21 protein-coding genes are annotated in these 20,606 nt (G+C 63.1%); 15 read left to right on the plus strand and 6 right to left on the minus strand.

All coding sequences use genetic code 11. The annotated features are described in order from the left end of the window. Positions 1–202 precede the first annotated feature (202 nt). A complete protein-coding gene (locus ACE191_RS05640; protein WP_400191212.1) occupies positions 203–1,681 on the plus strand; it encodes a DNA/RNA non-specific endonuclease in 1,479 nt (492 codons plus the stop codon). Between the two features lie 85 nt (positions 1,682–1,766). Here the strand turns inward: ACE191_RS05640 and ACE191_RS05645 are convergent, their stop codons facing one another. The 5 genes from ACE191_RS05645 to rsmA form a co-directional block, all read right to left on the minus strand. Then, positions 1,767–2,618: a nuclease A inhibitor family protein gene (locus tag ACE191_RS05645; protein WP_400191213.1), complete on the minus strand. Its 852-nt coding sequence runs from the start codon at positions 2,616–2,618 to the stop codon at positions 1,767–1,769. Between the two features lie 177 nt (positions 2,619–2,795). Continuing rightward, positions 2,796–3,266, minus strand: a complete 471-nt coding sequence (gene greA / locus ACE191_RS05650; protein ID WP_400191214.1) for a transcription elongation factor GreA — start codon at positions 3,264–3,266, stop codon at positions 2,796–2,798. Positions 3,267–3,434: 168 nt separating this feature from the next. Continuing rightward, a complete protein-coding gene (locus ACE191_RS05655; protein ID WP_400191215.1) occupies positions 3,435–4,382 on the minus strand; it encodes an NAD(P)-dependent oxidoreductase in 948 nt (315 codons plus the stop codon). Between the two features lie 4 nt (positions 4,383–4,386). Then, positions 4,387–5,007: a hypothetical protein gene (locus tag ACE191_RS05660; RefSeq protein WP_400191216.1), complete on the minus strand. Its 621-nt coding sequence runs from the start codon at positions 5,005–5,007 to the stop codon at positions 4,387–4,389. Positions 5,008–5,032: 25 nt separating this feature from the next. Further along, the gene (gene rsmA / locus ACE191_RS05665) at positions 5,033–5,842 is read right to left on the minus strand and encodes a 16S rRNA (adenine(1518)-N(6)/adenine(1519)-N(6))-dimethyltransferase RsmA (RefSeq protein ID WP_400191217.1); all 810 of its coding nucleotides are present in this window, start codon (positions 5,840–5,842) and stop codon (positions 5,033–5,035) included. A 74-nt stretch (positions 5,843–5,916) separates the two neighbouring features. Between rsmA and ACE191_RS05670 the strand changes: the two genes are divergently transcribed. The 11 genes from ACE191_RS05670 (at position 5,917) to ACE191_RS05720 (ending at position 15,541) form a co-directional block, all read left to right on the plus strand. Next, complete coding sequence (locus ACE191_RS05670) at positions 5,917–7,371, plus strand: leucyl aminopeptidase family protein (protein ID WP_400191218.1); 1,455 nt, start codon at positions 5,917–5,919, stop codon at positions 7,369–7,371. Positions 7,372–7,565: 194 nt separating this feature from the next. Continuing rightward, the gene (gene pdxA, locus ACE191_RS05675; RefSeq protein ID WP_400191219.1) at positions 7,566–8,573 is read left to right on the plus strand and encodes a 4-hydroxythreonine-4-phosphate dehydrogenase PdxA; all 1,008 of its coding nucleotides are present in this window, start codon (positions 7,566–7,568) and stop codon (positions 8,571–8,573) included. A gap of 191 nt (positions 8,574–8,764) precedes the next feature. After that, positions 8,765–9,133 carry a type II toxin-antitoxin system HigA family antitoxin gene (locus ACE191_RS05680; protein ID WP_400191220.1) on the plus strand — a complete coding sequence of 123 codons (369 nt, stop codon included), beginning with the start codon at positions 8,765–8,767 and terminating at the stop codon, positions 9,131–9,133. 81 nt (positions 9,134–9,214) lie between these two features. Beyond that, positions 9,215–9,751, plus strand: a complete 537-nt coding sequence (locus tag ACE191_RS05685) for a YceD family protein (protein ID WP_400191221.1) — start codon at positions 9,215–9,217, stop codon at positions 9,749–9,751. Positions 9,752–9,816: 65 nt separating this feature from the next. After that, a complete protein-coding gene (gene rpmF / locus ACE191_RS05690) occupies positions 9,817–10,038 on the plus strand; it encodes a 50S ribosomal protein L32 (protein WP_400191222.1) in 222 nt (73 codons plus the stop codon). Positions 10,039–10,119: 81 nt separating this feature from the next. Then, positions 10,120–11,061, plus strand: a complete 942-nt coding sequence (plsX, locus tag ACE191_RS05695; protein ID WP_400191223.1) for a phosphate acyltransferase PlsX — start codon at positions 10,120–10,122, stop codon at positions 11,059–11,061. Between the two features lie 99 nt (positions 11,062–11,160). Then, entirely contained in the window at positions 11,161–12,171 is a 1,011-nt protein-coding gene (locus ACE191_RS05700; protein WP_400191224.1) for a beta-ketoacyl-ACP synthase III, read from the plus strand. A 105-nt stretch (positions 12,172–12,276) separates the two neighbouring features. After that, positions 12,277–12,840, plus strand: a complete 564-nt coding sequence (gene efp, locus ACE191_RS05705; RefSeq protein ID WP_400191225.1) for an elongation factor P — start codon at positions 12,277–12,279, stop codon at positions 12,838–12,840. A gap of 28 nt (positions 12,841–12,868) precedes the next feature. Further along, positions 12,869–13,354: an acetyl-CoA carboxylase biotin carboxyl carrier protein gene (gene accB / locus ACE191_RS05710; protein WP_400191226.1), complete on the plus strand. Its 486-nt coding sequence runs from the start codon at positions 12,869–12,871 to the stop codon at positions 13,352–13,354. Positions 13,355–13,455: 101 nt separating this feature from the next. Beyond that, positions 13,456–14,799 carry an acetyl-CoA carboxylase biotin carboxylase subunit gene (gene accC / locus ACE191_RS05715; protein WP_400191227.1) on the plus strand — a complete coding sequence of 448 codons (1,344 nt, stop codon included), beginning with the start codon at positions 13,456–13,458 and terminating at the stop codon, positions 14,797–14,799. 88 nt (positions 14,800–14,887) lie between these two features. Beyond that, positions 14,888–15,541, plus strand: a complete 654-nt coding sequence (locus tag ACE191_RS05720) for a hypothetical protein (RefSeq protein ID WP_400191228.1) — start codon at positions 14,888–14,890, stop codon at positions 15,539–15,541. Between the two features lie 73 nt (positions 15,542–15,614). On the opposite strand, the gene ACE191_RS05725 is transcribed toward ACE191_RS05720, so the two are convergent. Further along, positions 15,615–16,190, minus strand: coding sequence for a DUF3109 family protein (locus tag ACE191_RS05725; RefSeq protein ID WP_400191229.1), 576 nt, complete (start codon positions 16,188–16,190; stop codon positions 15,615–15,617). 694 nt (positions 16,191–16,884) lie between these two features. Here ACE191_RS05725 and ACE191_RS05730 point away from each other — a divergent pair. The 3 genes from ACE191_RS05730 (at position 16,885) to ACE191_RS05740 (ending at position 20,605) form a co-directional block, all read left to right on the plus strand. Further along, positions 16,885–19,116: an ATP-dependent helicase gene (locus ACE191_RS05730; RefSeq protein ID WP_400192298.1), complete on the plus strand. Its 2,232-nt coding sequence runs from the start codon at positions 16,885–16,887 to the stop codon at positions 19,114–19,116. A 107-nt stretch (positions 19,117–19,223) separates the two neighbouring features. Continuing rightward, positions 19,224–19,706, plus strand: a complete 483-nt coding sequence (locus tag ACE191_RS05735) for an HAD domain-containing protein (RefSeq protein WP_400191230.1) — start codon at positions 19,224–19,226, stop codon at positions 19,704–19,706. 167 nt (positions 19,707–19,873) lie between these two features. Next, positions 19,874–20,605, plus strand: coding sequence for a DUF4290 domain-containing protein (locus tag ACE191_RS05740; RefSeq protein ID WP_400191231.1), 732 nt, complete (start codon positions 19,874–19,876; stop codon positions 20,603–20,605). Position 20,606: the final 1 nt, after the last annotated feature.

Below are 20,606 nucleotides of genomic sequence, written 5' to 3' on the forward strand. Positions count from 1 at the left end.
AAGCTAAGGGTTCTAAATGGAGGCCCCCGTACGCTTAAAACCAGTTTCAGACTAAACCAATAGCACTTCGGCCTGGAGCCGTAGCTACCCGCTTCCCCATGTTCCGCATCAAGCGCGGGAGGGCAGCCGGGGGTAGGCAAGCAGCGCGGGCCCGGTGGTTTCCTCATCGGCGCAATACGCCCGCGCCGTATCTTGCCCGCCTATGCGCCTCTCCGTCTCTCCCCTGCTCGGCGGCCTGCTGCTCGCCGGCTCCCTGGCCGCCTGCTTCCAGCGCGCCGGCGACGAAACCGCCACCACGGCCCCCGCCCCGCCCGCCGCTACCGACCCCAGCGTAGCCACCGTCATCAGCACCGAGCCTGCCCAGGCCGGCCGCAGCCTCACCGAAACCTTTGAGAGCGGCAGCAAGGGCGGCTACGCCCCGGGCGAGGAAACCCTGAGCACCGGCCCCTGGCTGCTCGACGACGCGCTCATCGGCAGCAGCGAGCAGGACCACAAGCACGGCCAGAAAGCCCTGCGCCTGCGCGGCAAGGGCCGCGCCCAGCTGCGCTTCGACTTGCCCGCCGGCGCCGGCCGCGTGCGCCTGTTCGCCGCCAGCTACGGCCAGGACGGGGCCGTGCGCTTCCAGCTCTTCGCCTCCACCGACCGCGGCCGCAGCTGGCAGCCCGTGGCCACCGCAGTGAAGGTGGAAGGCCCCGGCCTGCCCGTGGAGCTGGCCGTGAATCGTCCCGGGCCGCTGCGGCTGGAAATCCGCAAGACCGACGGCGGCGACGACCGCCTCAACCTCGACGATTTCACCGTGGAGCCCTACCGCGCCGGCGCCCCTGCGGTAGCCAACACACCGGCCAGCCCCCAGCCCCAGCAGCCAGCCAAGTCCCCCAGCACCCAAGCCCCCAGGAGCCCAGGCGCCGCCGGCGCCCACCGCGACGACCCGCTGAGCCTGGGCAACCCCAGCGGCGCCAGCTCCGATGCGCTCAAGTCGCCCAACAACTACCTGATGGTGAAGCCCCAGTTCGCGCTCAGCTACTCCCGCGACCGGGGCATTCCTACCTGGGTGGCCTGGCACCTGAGCCCGGCCTGGCTGGGCCAAGCCCCGCGCCAGGACGACTTCCGCCCCGACCCCGCCCTGCCCCGCGGCTGGTACCCCGTCTCGCGCCAGTCCTACTCCGGCTCAGGCTTCGACAAGGGCCACAACTGCCCCTCGGCCGACCGCACCTTCGACCTCGACGATAACTCCAGCACCTTCCTGATGACCAACATGGTGCCCCAGGCGCCCAACAACAACCAGCGCACCTGGAACCAGCTCGAAGAGTACAGCCGCGACCTGGTGGCTGCCGGCAACGAAGTCTACGTGCTCATGGGCAGCTACGGCCGCGGCGGCAGCGGCGCCAACGGCCCCGCCCAGACCCTCGACCAGGGCCGCGTCACGGTGCCCAAGCGCATCTGGAAAGTGCTGGTAGTGTTGCCTCAGGGCAGCAACGACGTGCAGCGCACCGCCGCCGGCCAGGCCCGCCTCATCGCCGTCGACACCCCCAACGACAACAGCATCTCGCCCGACTGGGGCCGCTACCGCACCAGCATCGACGCCATCGAAGCCGCCACCGGCCTCGACCTGCTTAGCCAGCTGCCCCGCGCGGCCCAGGAGCAGCTCGAGCCGCGCACCGATACCGGCCCCACCCGCTAGCGTTGGGGCGGAATCAGGGCCCAAAAAGGCGCTGCCACGGCTACTCAGCCGTGGCAGCGCCTTTTTGGGTTGCGGGGGTTCGTTATCAGGTTTCTACTAGCGTTACCTGGAAGCCCACCAGGTTGCCGGCGCTGGTTTTGCCCAGCACGTAGGCCTGCAGCTCGGGGCCCTGGCCCACGCGGTACACCTTGGTGTCTTCCAGCTCCTGCTTGAGGTACATCTGCAGGGCCTTGAAGCGGTTGGCCAGCTCGGGGTTGCCCAGCACGCCGTCGTCGGCGGTATGGTTGCGCAGGAAGTAGGTCAGCTCCTGGGTTTCCACGGCCGTGTCGGCGGGCTGGCCCAGTAGCTTGAGCAGGGCGCCGTTGGTGAAGTTGCCGGCCGGCGCGGGGTAGCTCACCACCGTCAGCGGCGAGTCGGTTTCGCTCATGTACGTGAGGCCCGCGCTCATCTCGCGCAGCGCCGTCACGGCCGGGTCGTTGGCCGCCTCGGCGGAACCGCCCGCGGGGGCCGGAGCCGGGCGCTCGGCCGGCTGGCCCTCGGCGCCGGGCACCTGGGCGGCAATGGCCTCGGCCAGCTCGCGCATACGTGCCTCCTCCACCTTGATCTTGGGGTTGGCGAAGTTCATGTCCGACACCCGGTTCATCGGAATGAGGTGAATGTGAGCGTGGGGCACTTCCAGCCCAATCACGGCCACGCCGATGCGCTTACAGGTTACTGCCTCCTTCAGTCCCTGGGCTACGCGCTGGGCAAACTGGTGCAGGGCGGCCAGCTCGTCGGCAGGTAAATCGAAGATGTAGTCGACCTCGCGCTTGGGAATCACCAGGGTGTGGCCCTCCACCAGCGGGGTGATGTCGAGAAAGGCCAGGTGACGCTCGTCTTCGGCCACCTTGAAGGCGGGCAGCTCGCCCGAAACGATGCGGGAAAAGATGGATGGCATGGGAGGTAACAAGTGACAGGTGACACGTAACCCGTACCGGCGGGCACGGCAGGCCAAAGTAAGCGAAAAAGCCAGGCGGCGGAGCACGATGCTCCGCCGCCTGGCTTGGTACGGGTTGAGGTGGTTGCGGTACCAGCTGACGGGTTACGTATCACCTGGTACCGGTCACCCGAAAACTTAGCGGCTTACTTCCAGAATCTCGAAGTGCAGCTTGCCGGCGGGCACCGTGATTTCGGCCACGTCGCCGGCCGACTTGCCCAGCAGGCCTTTGCCGATGGGCGACTTCACCGAGATTTTGCCGGCGGCCAAGTTGGCTTCTTCCTCGGCCACCAGCAGGTAGTCGAGCACCATGTTGTTCTTCAGGTTTTTGAGCTTCACCTTGCTCAGGATCAGCACCTTGGTAGCGTCCAGGTTGGAGTCGTCGATGACGCGGGCGTTACCAATCACTTCTTCCAGCTTCGAGATTTTCAGCTCCAGCAAACCCTGGGCTTCCTTGGCGGCGTCGTACTCGGCGTTTTCGCTCAGGTCGCCTTTGTCGCGGGCCTCGCGCAGCTGTTCAGCGGCTTCGGCCCGGCCGCGGATTTTGAGGTCCTGCAGTTCGTCCTTGAGCTTCTGCAAGCCTTCGGGGGTATAATAGTTAACGGCCATGACGAGGAAAGGGGCAATCAGGTAAAAAACAAGGAGAACGGCCGGCGTTTGCCAGCCGTTCTCCCGAACAGGCAAGAGCAAATATACGAATCCCTGCCTACCGAACGCAAGCCGGCCGCCGCCGCCGCCCCGCCCGCCGGGAATTGCCGGGCCGGGGGCAGCCGCGCCTCAGCCGCGCAGCAGGGCGCCTATTTTGCTGGCCAGCACCTCGTTGATGCGCCGGTACGACTCGTGGGTCCAGCCCGCCACGTGCGGGGTGAGCACCACGTTGGGCGCCGCGCGCAGCGCCTCGAAGCGGGCCTGCTGCTCGGGCTTGAGGGCGGTGAGCCGCTCGTTGTCGAGCACGTCGAGGGCCGCGCCGCGCACCTGCCCGCTGCCCAGGGCCCGCAGCAGGGCGGCGTGGTCGAGCACCTCGCCGCGGGCGGTGTTGAGCAGCCATAGCGGCTGCCGGAAGCCGCTCAGCAGTTCCTCGTTCACGAACTGGTGATTTTCGGGCGAGTAGGGAATGTGAATGCTGAGCACGTCGGCGCGCTCCTGCAGCTCCCCGAGCGAGACCAGGGGCAGGTAGTCGGGGGCTGGCACCGCGGGGTCGTGGTCGTGGCCCAGCACCTGGCAGCCGAAGCCGCGCAGGCAGCGGGCCAGGCTGCGCCCCATGTGGCCGGCGCCCAGAATGCCCACGGTGCGGGCGCTCAGCTCGTAGCCGCGGTTGGCCTCGCGCTGCCACTGCCCGCGGCGCACCTCGGCGTCGGCCGCGGCCACCTGGCGCAGCAGCGCCAGCAGCAAGCCCACCGTGAACTCGCCTACGGCCTGGGCGTTGCCCTCGGGCGCGTTTACCAGCTGCACGCCGGCCGCCGTTAGCGCCGCCATGTCGATGTTGTCGATGCCGGCGCCGGCGCGGGCCACGTAGCGCAGGTGCCGGCCGTGGCGCAGCAGCTCGGCCGTCACGCGCACTTTGCTGCGCACCACCAAACCCTGGTAGGGCTTTTCGGCCAGGGCGGCGGGCACTTCGGCGGGCAGCAGGTCGGGCTCGTAATCCATTTGCACGCCCTCGGCCCGGAGCAGGGCCTTGAGTGTGGGGTGCATTTCATCGATAACCAGGCAGGTGGAAAGGGGCATCGGCTTATTTCTGAATGCTGGCCGGGAAAGCGAAGTCCTCGGCGCGGAGTTGCATAGGCGTCACTTCAATGGCCACGGCTTTCATGATGAAGCCCTGCTGGGTGTTTACCGAGGAAAACATCAGTGGCAGAGCGCCCTTGCTGGCCTCCATCAGCGTGTTCCAGTGCCCGAAGTTGTGCTGGCGGTACAGCGCCGGGTTTACCCAAACGTCGGGGGCAAAGTAATAGGTGGTGGCCACGCCATCGGCCTCGATCTGCACGCCCTGGCAACTGCGGCCCAGCACGGTTTCCGGCTTGGTCAGCCGGGTGGTTTTGGCGGGCCCAGCCGGGTCGCCGGCCGGGAAGGTCTGCACCAGCTTGCCGCCGGCAAAGTAGTGGTAGACGTTGGCGCCCGGCTCGTAGAGCTGCACCCATTCGTCGCGCTCGTTGAGGGCCTTGTAGGCGGCGCCTTTCACGAAATAGCGTTGCTGCTGGCCGAAGTAGGGCGTGAGCTTGGCCGTGATGTCGTTGCCTTGCAGGTCGGTAAAGGAGTACTGGTAGATGATGCGCCCTTCAAACTCGGCGGGTGCCGGGCGGAAAGCCGCCAGCAGGACGATGATCAGGCTCAGGAATGCCGCTTTTTTCATGCAAGGGGTTGATTGGTGGCTTGGGTTAAAGAGCTTCGCCCGGGCTGACCTGGCGGGCAGCCGTTACCAGCTGGGTCAGGCCCACGAAGTCCTGCACGCTGAGCTGCTCGGCGCGCTTGTCGAACAAGGGGTCGGCCACCACCTCGGCCGAGAGGCCAAAGGGCTTCATGCAGTTGCGCATGGTTTTGCGGCGGGTCGAGAAGGCCTGCTTCACCACCTTGAAGAACAGGGCCTCGTCGCAGTCGAGCTGCAGGGTTTGGTTGCGGGTGAGGCGCAGCACCGCGCTCTGCACCTTGGGCGGCGGCACAAATACGTGCGGCCCCACCAGGAACAGCAGCTCCACGTCGTACCAGGCCTGCACCAGCACGCTCAGGATGCCGTAGGTTTTGGAGCCCGGCCCGGCCGCAATGCGCTCGGCCACTTCCTTCTGAATCATGCCCACCGACTCGCGCACCTGCTGGCGGTGGGCCAGAATGGCGAAGTAGATCTGGGTGCTGATGTTGTAGGGAAAGTTGCCGATGACGCTCAGCGGCGCGCCTGCGAACTGCTGGTCGAGCTTCATTTTCAGGAAGTCGGCCTCCAGGATGCGGCCTTCGAGCCCCGGGAAGTGCACCTTGAGGTAGGCCACCGATTCGCGGTCGATTTCCACCACCGTGGTTTCGTACTCGGCCCGGCGCTCGAGCAGGAACTGGGTGAGCACACCCATGCCGGGGCCCACTTCCAGCACGTGGCGCACGCCGTCGGGCAAACGCAGCGACTCGGCGATGCGCCGGGAAATGTTCAGGTCGGCCAAAAAGTGCTGGCCGAGGTGTTTTTTGGGGGCGACGCGGTCCAAACGGGCGGGGATTAGGGGGAAACACGGGCCGCAACGAAACAACCCGATAACTTGCGGCCCAAAGTTACGCTCCTATGTCACTACACCTCACCACCGCCGCCACGCTGCCCGAGGGTACCGCGGCCGACCTCGTGCTCATCCTGCCCGCCGGCACCGCCGCGCTGCCCGCCGAAGCGCCGCTGCTGCCCGAAGCCGCCCAGCGCTACGCCGACGAGCAGCTGGCCGCCGACCGCAAGCTGTTTGCCGTGAATTTGTACTCGCACCGGCTGTACGTGGTGGTGGCCGCCGACAAGAAAACCCCGGCGCTGGTGGCCGAGGAGCTGCGCAAAAGCGGCCACGGCCTGCACGCCCAGCTCAAGGCCGACAAGGTCAAGACGCTGTACGTGCTGGACCTGACTGCCCAGCGGCAGGGCGCCCGGGCGCTGGCCGAGGGCCTGTACCTGACGGCCTACCAGTTTGAGGGCTACAAAACCGACGAGAAGTCGAAAAAGCCCGCCGACCTGGAGCAGCTGGTGCTGGTGGGCCTCGACGAAGCCGAAGCCGCGCAGCTGGAAAACCTGCTGCAGGGAGTCACGCTGGCCCGCGACCTGGTGAACATGCCCCAGAACAAGCTCACGGCCACCGATTTTGCCGAGCAGATGGCGGCGGCCGGGCAGCGCGCGGGCTTCACTACCGAGGTTTTCGACATGGCCCACATCGAGTCGCTGCGCATGGGCGGACTGCTGGCCGTCAACCAGGGCAGCCCCGAGCCGCCCACGTTCACCATTATGGAGTGGAAGCCCGAGGGCGCCCGCAACGAGCGGCCCTACGTGCTGGTGGGCAAGGGCGTGGTGTTCGACACCGGCGGCCTGAGCCTCAAGCCCACGCCCGGCAGCATGGATCTGATGAAGTGCGACATGGCCGGCGCCGCCGCCATGACGGGCGTAATGTTCGCGCTGGCCAAAAACCAGGTACCGCTGCACGTAGTAGCCCTGGTGCCGGCCACCGACAACCGCCCCGGCGGCAACGCCTTCGCGCCCGGCGACGTCATCACCATGCACAGCGGCCTGACGGTGGAAGTGCTCAACACCGACGCCGAGGGCCGCCTCATCCTGGCCGACGCGCTCAGCTTTGCCCGCAAGTACCAGCCCCAGCTCGTTATCGACGCGGCCACGCTCACCGGCTCGGCGGCCCGCGCCATCGGCAAGGAAGGCATCGTGGCCATGGGCACCGCCGACGAGTCGGTGATGCAGGCCCTGGCCGAAGCCGGCCGCCGCACCCACGAGCGCATCGTGGAGTTTCCGCTCTGGGACGAGTACGCCGAGCACATCAAGAGCGACATTGCCGACATCAACAACCTGGGCAAGGCCGAAGCCGGCGCCATCTCGGCCGGCAAGTTCCTGGAGCGCTTTGCCGAGGGCTACCCCTGGATTCACCTCGACATTGCCGGCCCGGCCTTCCTCGCTGCCCCCGACAGCTACCGCGGCAAAAACGGCACCGGCACCGCCGTGCGCCTGCTTTACGACTTCCTCACCACCCAACTTAAGTAGCCGGCAGCAGATTTTGCCCGCCCGGGCGGCAAAGCATAATGGTACCTCGTTGCCTTCCCGATCCGGCCGGACACCCTTGAAATCCGCGGCCCGAGCCGATCAGGTCGCTTGGGGCGACTTTGCCCTATGCCTGCTCAAACGACCCTTCAGTTGCTGCTCCGCCAACTGACAACTGACAACTGACAACTCCCCACATGCTCCCCCGCATTGCCATAACTCCCGGCGACCTGGCCGGCATCGGTCCCGAAATCATTTACCGCACCCTACAGGACTCGCGCCTGCTGCGCTTCTGCACGCCGGTGCTGTACGGCACGGCCGCCACGCTCTTCGACGAGTTTCCCCAGGACAAGCAGCACGCTCCGCTGGCTTTCCGGCAGGTGCGCGAAGCCGCCGACATCGTGGAGGGCAAGATCAACGCCGTGACCTGCTGGGACGACGAAGACTTTGTGCTCACCCCCGGGGAGCCCACCGAAGCCTCGGGGCGGGCGGCCCGCCTCGCGCTGCTGGCCGCCGTGCGCGACCTGAAAGCCGGCCTGCTCGACGGGCTGGTGACGGCGCCCATCAGCAAGGACAACACCCAGGGCGAAGGCTTCAACTTTCCCGGCCACACCGAGTTTCTGGCCCACCACTTCAGCAAGCACAACGACAGCCTGATGCTGCTGGTGGCCGAGGACCTGCGCGTGGCCACCGCCACCGGCCACATTCCGCTCAAGGACGTGCCCGCCCGCCTCACGCCCGAGGTACTCAGCGGCAAGCTGCGCATGCTGCTGCACTCCCTGCGCCACGATTTTGGTATTGCCAAGCCCCGGGTGGCGGTGCTGGGCCTGAACCCCCACGCCGGCGAAAACGGCCTGCTGGGCCGCGAGGAGCAGGACCTGGTACAGCCCGTCATCCAGCAGTTTCTGCAGGAGGGCCACCTGGTGTACGGCCCCTACCCCGCCGATGGCTTCTTCGGCACCCGCCAGTACCAGCAGTTCGACGCGACGCTGGCGCTGTACCACGACCAGGGCCTGATTCCGTTTAAGACCCTGGCCTTTGAGCGGGGCGTGAACTACACCGCCGGCCTGCCCGTCATCCGCACTTCCCCCGACCACGGCACAGCCTACGGGCTGGCTGGTAAATTTGCCGCCGACCCCACCTCGTTCCGTGAAGCGCTGTACCTGGCCTGCGACCTGATAAAAAACCGCGCCGCCGCGCAGTAATACCTTTCCGCGCTGCTTTGCCAAGCCCGGTGCTCCGCTCCCTGCGGTGCGCCGGGCTTTTCCTTTGCCGAAACATTCTTTCCAAAACCGAAACTTTGTTTGTGGTTTTAGAATTCTATTCCCACCTTTGCAGCCGCTAAGCCACCCGTCGGGTATTTGCGCCGGAGTGGCGGCCGCCTTCTGCTTTTTCCATGATTCTGAACGAACCCGCTGATTACCGTGCTGCCCTGCGTCGCCTCGACGCGCTGGTGGCGGCCGGCTTCGAGGGCAACGCGGTGCTGGAAGCCGAGTTTCGGGAGCTGATTGTGGCCGTCGACACCTACGAGGACAAACTAGGTTTGCTGCCCATTCCCAACCTACCGACCACCCTGGTCGAGATGATTGAGTTGAAGCGGCAGCAGATGCGCCTCAAGCAGAAAGACCTGGCCCAGCTGCTGGAAGTGCCGGCCGGGCGCCTCTCGCAGATTCTCAGCGGCAAGCGGCGCGTAACCCTGGACCTGGCCAAAAAGCTCTACGAGCGGCTGGGTATCAGCCCCGAGTTCATTCTGCGCACCGCCTGAGCCCACCGTTTTCAATTTCCCGCCGGGACGCATCAACCAGGTAAATCTTCCTATTTTTGCCCCCTGCTATCCGCCTTCCCCGTGAAAAAGGACCTTCGCTACGATCTGCCGATTGCCAGCCTGAGCGAGAAAACGCACGAGTTCGTATTCGACCTCGACCAGTCTTTCTTCGAGCAGTTTGACCAGACCCTGATTCCGGACGGCCAGCTGCGCGCCGAGGTGAAGCTGGACAAAAACGACCGCCGCATGGTGCTCGACATTCACATCCAGGGTACCGTGCAGCTGATCTGCGACCGGAGCCTCGACGAGTTCGACCAGCCCATCGACGTGCAGCACCAGCTGCTGGTGCGCTACGGCGACCACGAAGCCGAGCTCGACGACGACGTGCTGCAAATCACGCCCGACACGCAAACCCTGCCCCTGGCCCAGCACCTGTTCGACTACATCGGGCTGGCCCTGCCCATGAAGAAGCTGCACCCGCGCTTCCAGGACGAGGCCGACGACAACCCGGACGCCGAAGTCAAACTCATCTACTCCTCGGGCCCCGCGGCCGGCGACGACGACGATGAGGACGACGCCACCGACCCGCGCTGGAACGCCCTGCGCAACCTCAACTAGCCGGCCCCGCGCCGCGCTGTTTCTGCCAAAAATCTTTTCCTTCGCTTTCCAACTGTTTCTCACTCATGGCACATCCTAAAAGCCGGATTTCCTCCACCCGCCGCGACAAGCGCCGCACCCACTACAAGCTCGACCCGAAGGCCGTTTCTACCTGCCAGACCACCGGCGAAACCCACCTACGTCACCGCGCTTACGTGGTAGACGGCGACCTGTACCTCAACGGCAAAGTGGCCATCAAGAACTACGCTCCCGTAGCAGCGGCCGCTCCTTCTACCGACGAGGAGTAGCCTTAACCGCCCCCTACTGACCGGCGGCCGCAGCCCGGCCGCCGGTTTTTTACTATCCGCCCTCCCCCGAACACCGCTTACATGAAAATAGCCCTCGACGCCATGGGAGGCGACTTCGCTCCCCAAGCTGCCGTGGATGGCGCTGTGCTGGCCGCCGAAAAGCTGGCCGGCAAAGCCCAGATCGTGCTCATCGGCCAGGAAGACGCGCTGCGCCCGCTGCTGCAGGCCCACGGCGCCGCCGCCGAGGCCCTGATTGTGGTGGCCGCCTCCCAGATCATTGAGATGGGTGAGCACCCGGCCAAGGCCTACCAGCAGAAACAGGATTCGAGCATTGCCGTCGGCTACCGCATGCTGCACGCCGGCGAGGTCGAGGCCTTCTGCTCGGCCGGCAACACCGGCGCCATGCTGGTGGGCGCCATGTTCAGCGTCAAGCCCGTGCCCGGCGTGATTCGCCCCGCCATTGCCAACTTCGTTCCCAAGCTGCACGGCGGCTTCGGCATCATGCTCGACGCCGGCGCCAACGCCGAGTGCAAGCCCGAGATGCTGGAGCAATTCGGCGAGCTGGGCTCGTTGTACGCCCGCTACGTGCTGGGCATCGAAGACCCCAAGGTGGGCCTCATGAACATGGGCGAGGAAGAAGGCAAGGGCACCCCCCTGCTGCAGTCGGCGCACCAGCTGCTGAAGGTGAACCCCCACATTCAGTTCGTGGGCAACATCGAAGGCCGCGACCTGTTCAACGACCGGGCCGACGTGATTGTGTGCGACGGCTACACCGGCAACGTGGTGCTGAAGCTGGCCGAGAGCATCTACGATTTGCTCGACGCGCGCAACATGCACGACCCCTTCTTCGACAAGTTCAACTACGAAGCCGTGGGCGGCTCGCCCATTCTGGGCATCAACGACAACGCCATCATCGGCCACGGCGTGAGCACGCCCCTGGCCATCTGCAACATGCTCATTCAGGGCTACCAGATGGCCGAGGCGGGCATTGCCGACCAGATCAAGGACACCTTTAAGTCCTAATCGGCGGTTAAGTTTAACGGAAAGTCCGGCCTTTGCAGGCTGGACTTTTTGCTACCTTGCGCCGCCTTTTCTTTTCCTTCTGCCGCTTTTCTCTTTCGCATGAAGCTGACCGCTGCCATTACCGGCGTAGGCGCCTACGTACCCGATTACGTGCTCACCAATCAGGAGCTGGAAACCCTGGTCGACACCAACGACGAGTGGATTCAGACGCGGACTGGCATTAAGGAGCGGCGCATCCTGAAGGGCGAAAACCAGGGCACCTCGGTTATGGCCATCAAGGCCGTGGAGCAGCTGCTGGCCAAAACCAACACCCGCCCCGAGGAAGTGGACCTGCTGATCTGCGCCACCACCACCCCCGACCTGGTGTTTCCGGCCACGGCCAACATCATTTCGGCTGCCGCGGGCCTGACCAAGGCCTTTGGGTTCGACATGCAGGCCGCCTGCTCGGGCTTCCTGTTTGCCCTGGCCACCGGCGCGCAGTTCATCCAGACCGGCACCTACAAGAAAGTTATCGTGGTGGGGGCCGACAAGATGTCGAGCATCGTCGACTACACCGACCGGGCCACCTGCATCATCTTCGGCGACGGCGCCGGGGCCGTGATGCTGGAGCCCAACACCGAGGGCTACGGCCTACTCGACCAGCAGCTGCACTCCGACGGCAACGGCGAAGCCTACCTGCACCAGAAAGCCGGCGGCTCGCGCCGCCCGCCCTCGGCCGAGACGGTGGCCAACCGCGAGCATTTCGCCTACCAGGAAGGCGCCACCGTGTACAAGTTCGCCGTGAAGGGCATGGCCGACGTGGCCGCCGTAGTAGCCGAGCGCAACCACCTCACCCCCGACACCATTGCCTGGCTGGTGCCCCACCAGGCCAACAAGCGCATCATCGACGCCACCGCCCAGCGCGTGGGCATCGGGCCCGAAAAAGTGATGCTCAACATCCACAAGTACGGCAACACCACCAACGCTACCATTCCCCTGTGTTTGTGGGACTACGAAAGCCAGCTTAAGCAGGGCGACGACCTGATCTTCGCCGCCTTCGGCGGGGGCTTTACCTGGGGTGCGCTCTACGTGAAGTGGGCGTACGACGGGTCCGCTAAAAACGGAGGCTGAACTCCTGACAAACGGCCCGGCGGCTGATTCCCCGATTGGCCACGTCGTTTGAGCTCCGGCTCCGTTTTTACTTCTTCTTTCTCAATTCTTCATTATTTCCCCCTCATGGCCACCACCGCGGATTTTCGCAACGGTCTCGTGCTGAACTACAACGGCGAGTTGCACGTCATCACCGAATTCCAGCACGTGAAGCCGGGCAAAGGCCCCGCTTTCGTGCGCACCAAGCTGCGCAACATCAAAACCGGCAAGGTGCTCGACAATACCTTCAACGCCGGGGTGAAAGTGGAAACTGCCCGCGTGGAGCAGCGCCCGCACCAGTTCCTGTTCAAGGACGACTACGGCTACACCTTCATGGACAACAGCACCTTCGAGCAGGTGGTGCTGCCCGAGGCCATGGTGCCCTTTGCCGACCTGATGAAGGAAGGCCAGGAAGCCACCATCCTGTTTCACGCCGAAACCGAGCAGCCCCTCACGGCCGAGCTGCCCGCCTTCGTGGAGCTGGTGGTAACCTACACCGAGCCGGGCCTGCGCGGCGACACCGCCACCAACACCCTCAAACCGGCCATCATGGAAACCGGCGCCCGCATTCAGGTGCCGCTGTTCATCGATCAGGACCAGAAAATCCGCGTGGACACCCGCGACTACTCCTATGTCGAAAGAGTCAAATAAGCAGCCGCAGAAGCCTAGCCCCGCCGCCATGAAAGCCAAGGAACTCCAGGAACTGATCGACTTCATCGCCAAGTCCGGTCTGAACAAGGTCAACATCGAGACCGAAGAATTCAAGATTTCGGTTCAGCGCGAGCCCAACACCAAGCAGGTGGTGAGCCACGCCGCCCCCGCCCCGGTGCCGGCCGCTGCCGCGCCCGCGCCGACCGTAGCCGCTCCGCAGGCCGCCCCCGCTTCGGCGCCGGCTCCCGCAGCAGCACCGGCCGCGGCCAGCAGCACCGAAGCCATCAAGGCCCCGATGATTGGCACCTTCTACCGCTCGAGCAACCCCGACACCCCGCCCTTCGTGAACGTGGGCGACGTGATTGAGAAAGGCCAGGTGATTTGCATCATCGAAGCCATGAAGCTCTTCAACGAAATCGAGGCCGAGCAGAGCGGCCGCGTGGTGAAGGTACTGGCTGAAAACGCTTCCCCCGTGGAGTACGACCAGCCCCTGTTCCTCATCGAGCCGATGTAATTGGTAGGACTTAGCGTGTTAGGGCTTAGGGCTTAGCGAAATCCATCCGGCATTTCCTAACCCCTAAGCCCTACGTTCCTAATCCCTAAGACCTAACCTCTATGTTCAAGAAAATACTCATTGCCAACCGCGGGGAAATTGCGCTGCGCGTGATTCGCACCTGCCGCGAGATGGGCATCAAGACGGTGGCCGTGTACTCGACCGCCGACAAGGAAAGCCTGCACGTGCGCTTCGCCGACGAAGCCGTGTGCATCGGGCCGGCCGCCTCGTCGCTGTCGTACCTGAACATGCCCAACCTGATTGCCGCGGCCGAAATCACCAACGCCGACGCCATTCACCCGGGCTACGGCTTCCTGAGCGAAAACGCGGAGTTCTCGCGCATCTGCCGCGAAAACGGCATCAAGTTCATCGGGGCCTCGCCCGAGATGATCAACCAGATGGGCGACAAGTCGTCGGCCAAGGCCACCATGCGCAAGGCCGGGGTGCCCACCATTCCGGGCTCCGAGGGCTTGCTCGCGTCGATGCAGGAAGGCATCAAGGTAGCCGCCAAGATGAAGTACCCCGTCATTCTGAAGGCCACGGCCGGCGGCGGCGGCAAGGGCATGCGCATCATTCGCTCGGAAAGCGAGTTTGAGAAGGCCTGGAACGACGCCCGCACCGAGGCCAAGGCTGCCTTCGGCAACGACGGCGTGTACCTGGAGAAGTTCGTGGAGGAGCCCCGCCACATCGAAATCCAGATCGTGGGCGACCAGTTCGGCACCGTGTGCCACCTCTCCGAGCGCGACTGCAGCATTCAGCGCCGCCACCAGAAGCTGGTGGAAGAGGCTCCCTCGCCGTTTATGACGCCGGAGCTGCGCGAGCAGATGGGCAAGGCCGCCGTGGCCGGCGCCAGCGCCATCGGCTACGAGGGCGTGGGCACCATCGAGTTTCTGGTCGACAAAAACCGCGACTTCTACTTCATGGAGATGAACACCCGCATTCAGGTGGAGCACCCCGTGACCGAGGAAGTCATCAACTACGACCTGATCAAGGAGCAAATCAAGGTGGCCGCGGGCATTCCGATTTCGGGCAAGAACTACGCCCCCACCATGCACGCCATGGAGTGCCGCATCAACGCCGAAGACCCCACCAAGGACTTCCGCCCCTCCCCCGGCAAAATCACCGTGCTGCACATTCCCGGCGGCCACGGCGTGCGCGTGGACACCCACGTGTATGCCGGCTACACCATCCCGTCGAACTACGACTCGATGATTGCCAAGCTCATCACCGTGGCCCAGACCCGCGAGGAGTGCGTGGTGAAAATGAAGCGCGCCCTGTCGGAGTTTGTGGTGGAAGGCGTGAAAACCACGATTCCCTTCCACCTCAAGCTCATGGACAACGAGGACTTCAAGTCCGGCAACTTCACCACGAAGTTTCTGGAGTCGTTTGACTTCTCGACGCTGTAGAAGAGAAGCTTATGAAAAAGCCCGGTCAAAATGACCGGGCTTTTTCATAAGCTTCCTTTGCTTTACCTGCTTATCATTTTATTGGCGCATGGCTGGCTCCGTCCCCATTACCCAACAGCTGCACTCGTTTATTGCTCGCGACAAGTTTGCACCCGCCGACTGGGAAGCTCGGGGGCTTCATCCCTCTGACGATTCACTTTGCCGGGAGCTAAACGCCAAGTTTAATGCCTGCGCGCAGGATTTGTTGGGTGTACCGGTGGGCGGTCAGCAGTTCAAGCGTGTGCTCCAAATCCATTTAACCGGGTTTAGCCGGGCCACCTTGGATACCGAAGAGCGAGAGTTCGTCTGCGACTATTTTAGCTATCTGGCCGACCTTGGAGGAGTAAACATCAGCGCAATGCTGAACTCTTTTCTGTATGGCTCACTCATGGGTGGGCTGCTAAAGGTCGCAGCCATATTTCGAAAGAAAGAACAAGTGCTGGAGTCGATCAGCGAGCCGTGCACCAATTGCCAGATGCCGTTGCGGACGGACGTCGTGAGCCGCTCTGAAGAGGGACCGGACACCAGTTGGCTCATCGTGCGCTGCAATAGCTGCAATGGCTTCAGCCTGCTCACGCTTGGCCCGAATATCCAACAAGTTCGTTTCGGCAATTATGCGCTGATCGAAAGCCTTAGCTCGGAAGATTACACGCTCGAAAAAGCGCAGACCCGTCTTCAGCAGATCAGGTATTTCCGCAAATAAATAGCTACCAATTCCTCCGCAGCCCTAAAACACAACGGGTCGGTTCCAGCAAGGAACCGGCCCGTTGTCTTCATTAAACCACCGGCTTCGGCGTTTCAATTTCCTGCACCAACTCGCCGTACCATTGCTCGCCGTATTTGCGGATGAGCGGCTCGCGCAGAAACTTGTACACCGGCACGCCCAGCGAGGCGCCGAAGGCGCAGGCCGGGTTGCAGATTTCCCACCGGTCGTAGTTCAAGGCGTCGAACTCGTCGTACTTGCTGATGCGGATGGGGTACAAATGGCAACTGATGGGCTTCTTGAAGGTGGTGGCCCCGGCCAGGTAGGCCTGCTCGATGCCGCACTTCAGAATGCCGCGCTCGTCGTAGAGGGCGTAGGCGCACTCCCGGTCGTCGATGGTGGTGGTGCTGTAGTCACCTTCCCAATCCTTAATGTAGAGGCCCTGCTGCTCGATGGCGTGGCGGCCGGCGTGGGTCAGGAAGGGCTTGATGTTCTCGTATTCCTGCTCCAGAATCTTGAGCTCCGCCTCCTCCAGCGGGGCGCCCAGGTCGCCCTCCACGCAGCAGGCGCCCTTGCAGCGCTCCAGGTTGCACACGAAGAACTGGTCGCGGACGTCGTCGGAGACGATGGTATTCTGGATGACAATCATGGGTGTTGGGGCAAAGCGAACCGCAAAGATACGGCAGCGGCGCGCGGGGAGGAACAGCCCCAGGCGGGCCGGAAGTTCAGCTCCCCGATTTACGCGTATGGCAGCCCGTCTTAGCCCGCCCGCAGCGGTAGCCACATCCACTGGATTGGAGTTTTAGGCGTATTGATAGTATGCTTACCCCATTATGCTTACCCCAGGCGCGTAGCGGCGCCACGTCAATATCCCCGTAGCGCCGATACGCGGCTAGGGATGATACACAACCGGCCGGCGCGGCTCGACGTCCATCCAGTCCGGCTCTTTGATCCTTGCGCGTGCTTCCAAGTCGGTTCAACTTCCTTCTAAGACCGTTTCGCGCGCTTCTAAGATCGTGCTACACGCTTCTGAGTCGGCGCGGCACGCTTCTACGTTCATCTGCGTGTTTCTAAGTCGGCTTCGCACGCTTCTAAGAAGACTTCGCGTGCTTCTAAGTCGGTTTCGCACTCTTCTACGTTCGTCTGCGCGCTTCTAAGTCGGTGCTGCTCATTTCTACGTGCGTTTCGCACGCTTCTAAGACGGTTTCACGGGGTTGAGCCGTCGTAGAAGCCGGCACAAGGCACCTGGAAGCGCGCGGGTGCATTTATGCTTCCCCCGGCGGAGCTTTCGCCCTACCTTTGTTGTTCGGCTACGACGCTAGCTTCAAGGACAACGAATGGCACTGGATTATATCAACCTACTGAACGAGTCGCAGCGCGGCGCGGTATTGCATACGGAGGGCCCGGCGATGATTATTGCGGGCGCGGGCTCGGGTAAAACACGGGTGCTTACCTACCGCATTGCGCATTTGCTGGAACAGGGCGTCGACCCGTTCAACATTCTGGCCCTCACGTTTACCAACAAGGCCGCCCGCGAGATGCGCGCCCGGATTGAGAAGGTGGTGGGCCCTGAGGCCAAGAACCTGTGGATGGGCACCTTCCACAGCATCTTCGCCCGCATTCTGCGCTCGGAAGCCGACAAGATTGGCTACCCGCGCCACTTCACCATCTACGACACGCAGGACACCAAGACGCTCATCACGCAGATCGTGAAGGAGCTGGACCTCGACGACAAGCTTTACAAGCCCAGCACGGTGCTGAGCCGCATTTCGGCCGCCAAAAACAAGCTGATTTCGGTGGAGCAGTACCTGCAGGACCCCGTCATCCGGCAGGACGACGAGGCGGCGCTGCGGCCCAAGATCGGGGTGCTCTACCAGCAGTACCAGCAGCGCTGCTTCAAGGCCGGCGCCATGGACTTCGACGATTTGCTCTACCAAACCAACGTGCTCTTCAAAGACCACGTGGACGTGCTCAACAAGTACCAGAACATCTTCCACCACGTGATGGTGGACGAGTACCAGGACACCAACTACTCGCAGTACCTGATTACGCGCAAGCTGGCGGCCAAAAACCGCAACATCTGCGTGGTGGGCGACGACGCGCAAAGCATCTACGCCTTCCGCGGCGCCGACATTCAGAACATCCTGAACTTCGAGAAGGACTACCCCGAGCTGGCCATCTTCAAGCTCGAGCAGAACTACCGCAGCACCAAGAACATCGTGAAGGCGGCCAACTCCGTCATCAAAAACAACCAGGCCCAGCTGCGCAAAAGCGTGTTTTCCGACAACGAGGAAGGCACTAAGATTGAAGTCATCCGGGCTGCTTCCGACAACGAAGAAGGCAAGCTGGTGGCCAACTCCATCTACGAGGACAAGATGAACCACCATCTGTCCTACGAGGACTTCGCCATCCTCTACCGCACCAACGCGCAGAGCCGGGCCATGGAAGAAGCCCTGCGCAAGCTCAACATCAAGTACAAAATCGTCGGCGGCCTCTCCTTCTACCAGCGCAAGGAAATCAAGGACCTGGTGTCGTACCTGCGCCTGGCGGTGAACCCCAACGACGAGCAGGCCCTGCGCCGCGTCATCAACTACCCCAAGCGCGGCATCGGCGACACCACCGTGGCCAAGATTATCAGCACCGCCGACGAGGTAAACGAGACGCTCTACGACGTGGTGTGCAACGCCAACCAGTTTCTGCCCACCCGCATTGCGGGGGCTGTGCAGCAGTTTGGCGACCAGGTGAAAAGCTACGCCGTGGTAGCGGGCAAGGACGACGCCTTCGAGGCGGCCAAGTTCATTGCCAAAAACTCGGGCATGATCGAGGACCTCTACGCCGACAAGAGCATCGAGGGCCTCTCGCGCTACGAGAACATCCAGGAACTGCTCAACGGCGTGAAGGCCTTCGTGGAAGACCCCGAGCGCGAAGACAAGTCGCTGGCCGCTTTCCTGCAGGACATTGCCCTGGTGACCGACACCGACCTGAAGGACGCCAAGGACGAGGGCGACTCGGTGACGATGATGACCATTCACTCGGCCAAGGGCCTGGAGTTCCGCAACGTGTACATCGTGGGCATGGAGGAAAACCTCTTTCCCTCGCAGATGATGATTACCTCGCGGGCCGATCTGGAGGAAGAGCGGCGTTTGTTCTACGTGGCTATTACCCGGGCCGAGAAGAAGCTCACCCTCAGCTACGCCACCTCGCGCTACCAGTGGGGCAACCTGCGCAGCTGCGAGAAAAGCCGCTTCATCGACGAAATCGACCCCACCTACGTCGAATTCAAGTACGGCCAGGAAGACAGCCCCTTTGCCCCGGTGCTGGAGCGCCGCTCGAACCTGGTGGCGGCCCAGAAGCCCCGCGTAACCGTGGCCAAGGCCTACGTGCCCTCGCCCGACTTCAAACCCTCGGACACGAGCAACCTGCAGGCGGGCAACAAGGTGGAGCACCCTAAGTTCGGCTTCGGCACGGTCAGCAAAATGGAAACCCAGGCCGGGCAGACCAAGGCCATCATTCAGTTCGACGAAGTGGGCGAAAAAACCCTGCTGCTGAGCTTCGCCAAGCTGCGGATTTTGTAAGCCCGCCGAGTTGTAGCGCGAACTTTCAGTTCGCGTATCCTAGACGGTTGTCATGGAACGGCACCTTCTGGGATGCGCGAACTACTTTTTTGCTTCGGACCTAAGCCATGCCTGCGCCTTCAAACAGCATCATTTTCCTCGACATTGACGGTGTGCTATGCACGCAAAGCGCTTGGAAACCGGAAATCATAGCCGCTGATGGCTACAGCGAATTCAATGCAGCGTGCATTGAGAATTTAAATCTGCTCATCGAGCAAACCGGCGCCGGAATCATCCTTACTTCGTCTCGTCGCATGACCAAGACGATAGATGAATTTCAGGAGATTATGCAGCGGCGCGGTTGCTGCGGCCAAATTATCGGGAAAGTAGACGATGCCACTGCACCAAGTGGTGTCTCTCGCGCAGTTGAAATTGCGGCTTGGTTGAACCACTATGGGCAACCTGCTCATTTCGTCATCCTTGATGACGATAGTAGACTCGCCGAGCTTCCTCATCAATACCGCAGCCACTGGGTCCGTACAACTTACTACCGCGGGTTTGATGCTGTTGCTCTGAGTGAAGCACTTGCCATTCTTAGGACTGACCAATAGTAGTCACAAAGTACGCGCAGTCGAAAACGCTACCCAACTGAGGCAACTACCGTATATTTAGCCCTGCAAAAAGCCGAGCTGTTTTCCGCTCGGCGCTTCGGCCGGCCGCCCGCCCGTTTACCAGGCTGCTTTTACCCCGCCGCCGCGCCCCTCTTCTGACTTTGACAATGATTGAAACCCTCCCCCCGCAACTCGAACTGTTGGTTCGCGAGTACGGGCAAAACACCTTCCAGCTGGCCCAGATGCTGCTGACGGTGGAAGACCGCGCCGAGCGCACCAAGCGCGCTACCCAGGTGGTGCAGCTCATGTTTCGCCTGAACCCGGGCGTGCGCGAGCAGCAGGACTACCAGCACAAGCTCTGGAACCACCTCTACGCCATGACCGGCAACCGGCTGGAAGTAGATGCCCCGTTTCCGCTCACCGGCCTCGACCAGTTCAACAACAAGCCCCAGCACCTGGCTTACCCAGCCAAGGGCCCCAAGCTGCGCCCCTACGGCAAAAACGTGGAGGAAATGGTAGCCAAGGCCGCCTCCCTGGAAGACGCGACGGAACGTGAGCAGGCCGCCCTCACCATTGGGCGGGTGATGAAGTTCCTGCACCGCATGCACAGCAAGGACGTGCCCAAGGACGTGACCATCCTCAAGCACCTGCGCGACTTGTCGGGCGGCAAGATCGTGCTCGACCAAACCCAGGTAGACGCGGCCGGCGGCTTCGATACTATGACCGGCTCGGCCAGTCACAGTGGTGGCGCGGCCCGCCAGGGGGCCTTCGTGGTGCCCCAGCCCCGGGCCGACCGGGAGCAGCGCCGCGGCGGCGGAGGCGGGGGCAAAAACGACCGGGGCCGCGACAAGCGCCGGGGAAAAAAGGGGGGTCGTGAACCGCAACAAGCGCCGCAGTAAG

This window comes from Hymenobacter sp. B81, from assembly GCF_044628455.1.
Taxonomy (GTDB): Bacteria; Bacteroidota; Bacteroidia; order Cytophagales; family Hymenobacteraceae; genus Solirubrum.

What these genes read in the sequence shown, in the direction of transcription:
- ACE191_RS05660 (WP_400191216.1), bottom strand. Translation starts at nt 5,007, where the DNA reads ATGAAAAAAGCGGCATTCCTGAGCCTGATCATCGTCCTGCTGGCGGCT.
- ACE191_RS05725 (WP_400191229.1), bottom strand. Translation starts at nt 16,190, where the DNA reads ATGATTGTCATCCAGAATACCATCGTCTCCGACGACGTCCGCGACCAG.
- greA (WP_400191214.1), bottom strand. Translation starts at nt 3,266, where the DNA reads ATGGCCGTTAACTATTATACCCCCGAAGGCTTGCAGAAGCTCAAGGAC.
- rpmF (WP_400191222.1), top strand. Translation starts at nt 9,817, where the DNA reads ATGGCACATCCTAAAAGCCGGATTTCCTCCACCCGCCGCGACAAGCGC.
- ACE191_RS05740 (WP_400191231.1), top strand. Translation starts at nt 19,874, where the DNA reads ATGATTGAAACCCTCCCCCCGCAACTCGAACTGTTGGTTCGCGAGTAC.
- ACE191_RS05645 (WP_400191213.1), bottom strand. Translation starts at nt 2,618, where the DNA reads ATGCCATCCATCTTTTCCCGCATCGTTTCGGGCGAGCTGCCCGCCTTC.
- accC (WP_400191227.1), top strand. Translation starts at nt 13,456, where the DNA reads ATGTTCAAGAAAATACTCATTGCCAACCGCGGGGAAATTGCGCTGCGC.
- plsX (WP_400191223.1), top strand. Translation starts at nt 10,120, where the DNA reads ATGAAAATAGCCCTCGACGCCATGGGAGGCGACTTCGCTCCCCAAGCT.
- ACE191_RS05680 (WP_400191220.1), top strand. Translation starts at nt 8,765, where the DNA reads ATGATTCTGAACGAACCCGCTGATTACCGTGCTGCCCTGCGTCGCCTC.
- ACE191_RS05670 (WP_400191218.1), top strand. Translation starts at nt 5,917, where the DNA reads ATGTCACTACACCTCACCACCGCCGCCACGCTGCCCGAGGGTACCGCG.
- ACE191_RS05720 (WP_400191228.1), top strand. Translation starts at nt 14,888, where the DNA reads ATGGCTGGCTCCGTCCCCATTACCCAACAGCTGCACTCGTTTATTGCT.
- accB (WP_400191226.1), top strand. Translation starts at nt 12,869, where the DNA reads ATGAAAGCCAAGGAACTCCAGGAACTGATCGACTTCATCGCCAAGTCC.
- ACE191_RS05735 (WP_400191230.1), top strand. Translation starts at nt 19,224, where the DNA reads ATGCCTGCGCCTTCAAACAGCATCATTTTCCTCGACATTGACGGTGTG.
- ACE191_RS05700 (WP_400191224.1), top strand. Translation starts at nt 11,161, where the DNA reads ATGAAGCTGACCGCTGCCATTACCGGCGTAGGCGCCTACGTACCCGAT.
- pdxA (WP_400191219.1), top strand. Translation starts at nt 7,566, where the DNA reads ATGCTCCCCCGCATTGCCATAACTCCCGGCGACCTGGCCGGCATCGGT.
- ACE191_RS05640 (WP_400191212.1), top strand. Translation starts at nt 203, where the DNA reads ATGCGCCTCTCCGTCTCTCCCCTGCTCGGCGGCCTGCTGCTCGCCGGC.
- efp (WP_400191225.1), top strand. Translation starts at nt 12,277, where the DNA reads ATGGCCACCACCGCGGATTTTCGCAACGGTCTCGTGCTGAACTACAAC.
- ACE191_RS05655 (WP_400191215.1), bottom strand. Translation starts at nt 4,382, where the DNA reads ATGCCCCTTTCCACCTGCCTGGTTATCGATGAAATGCACCCCACACTC.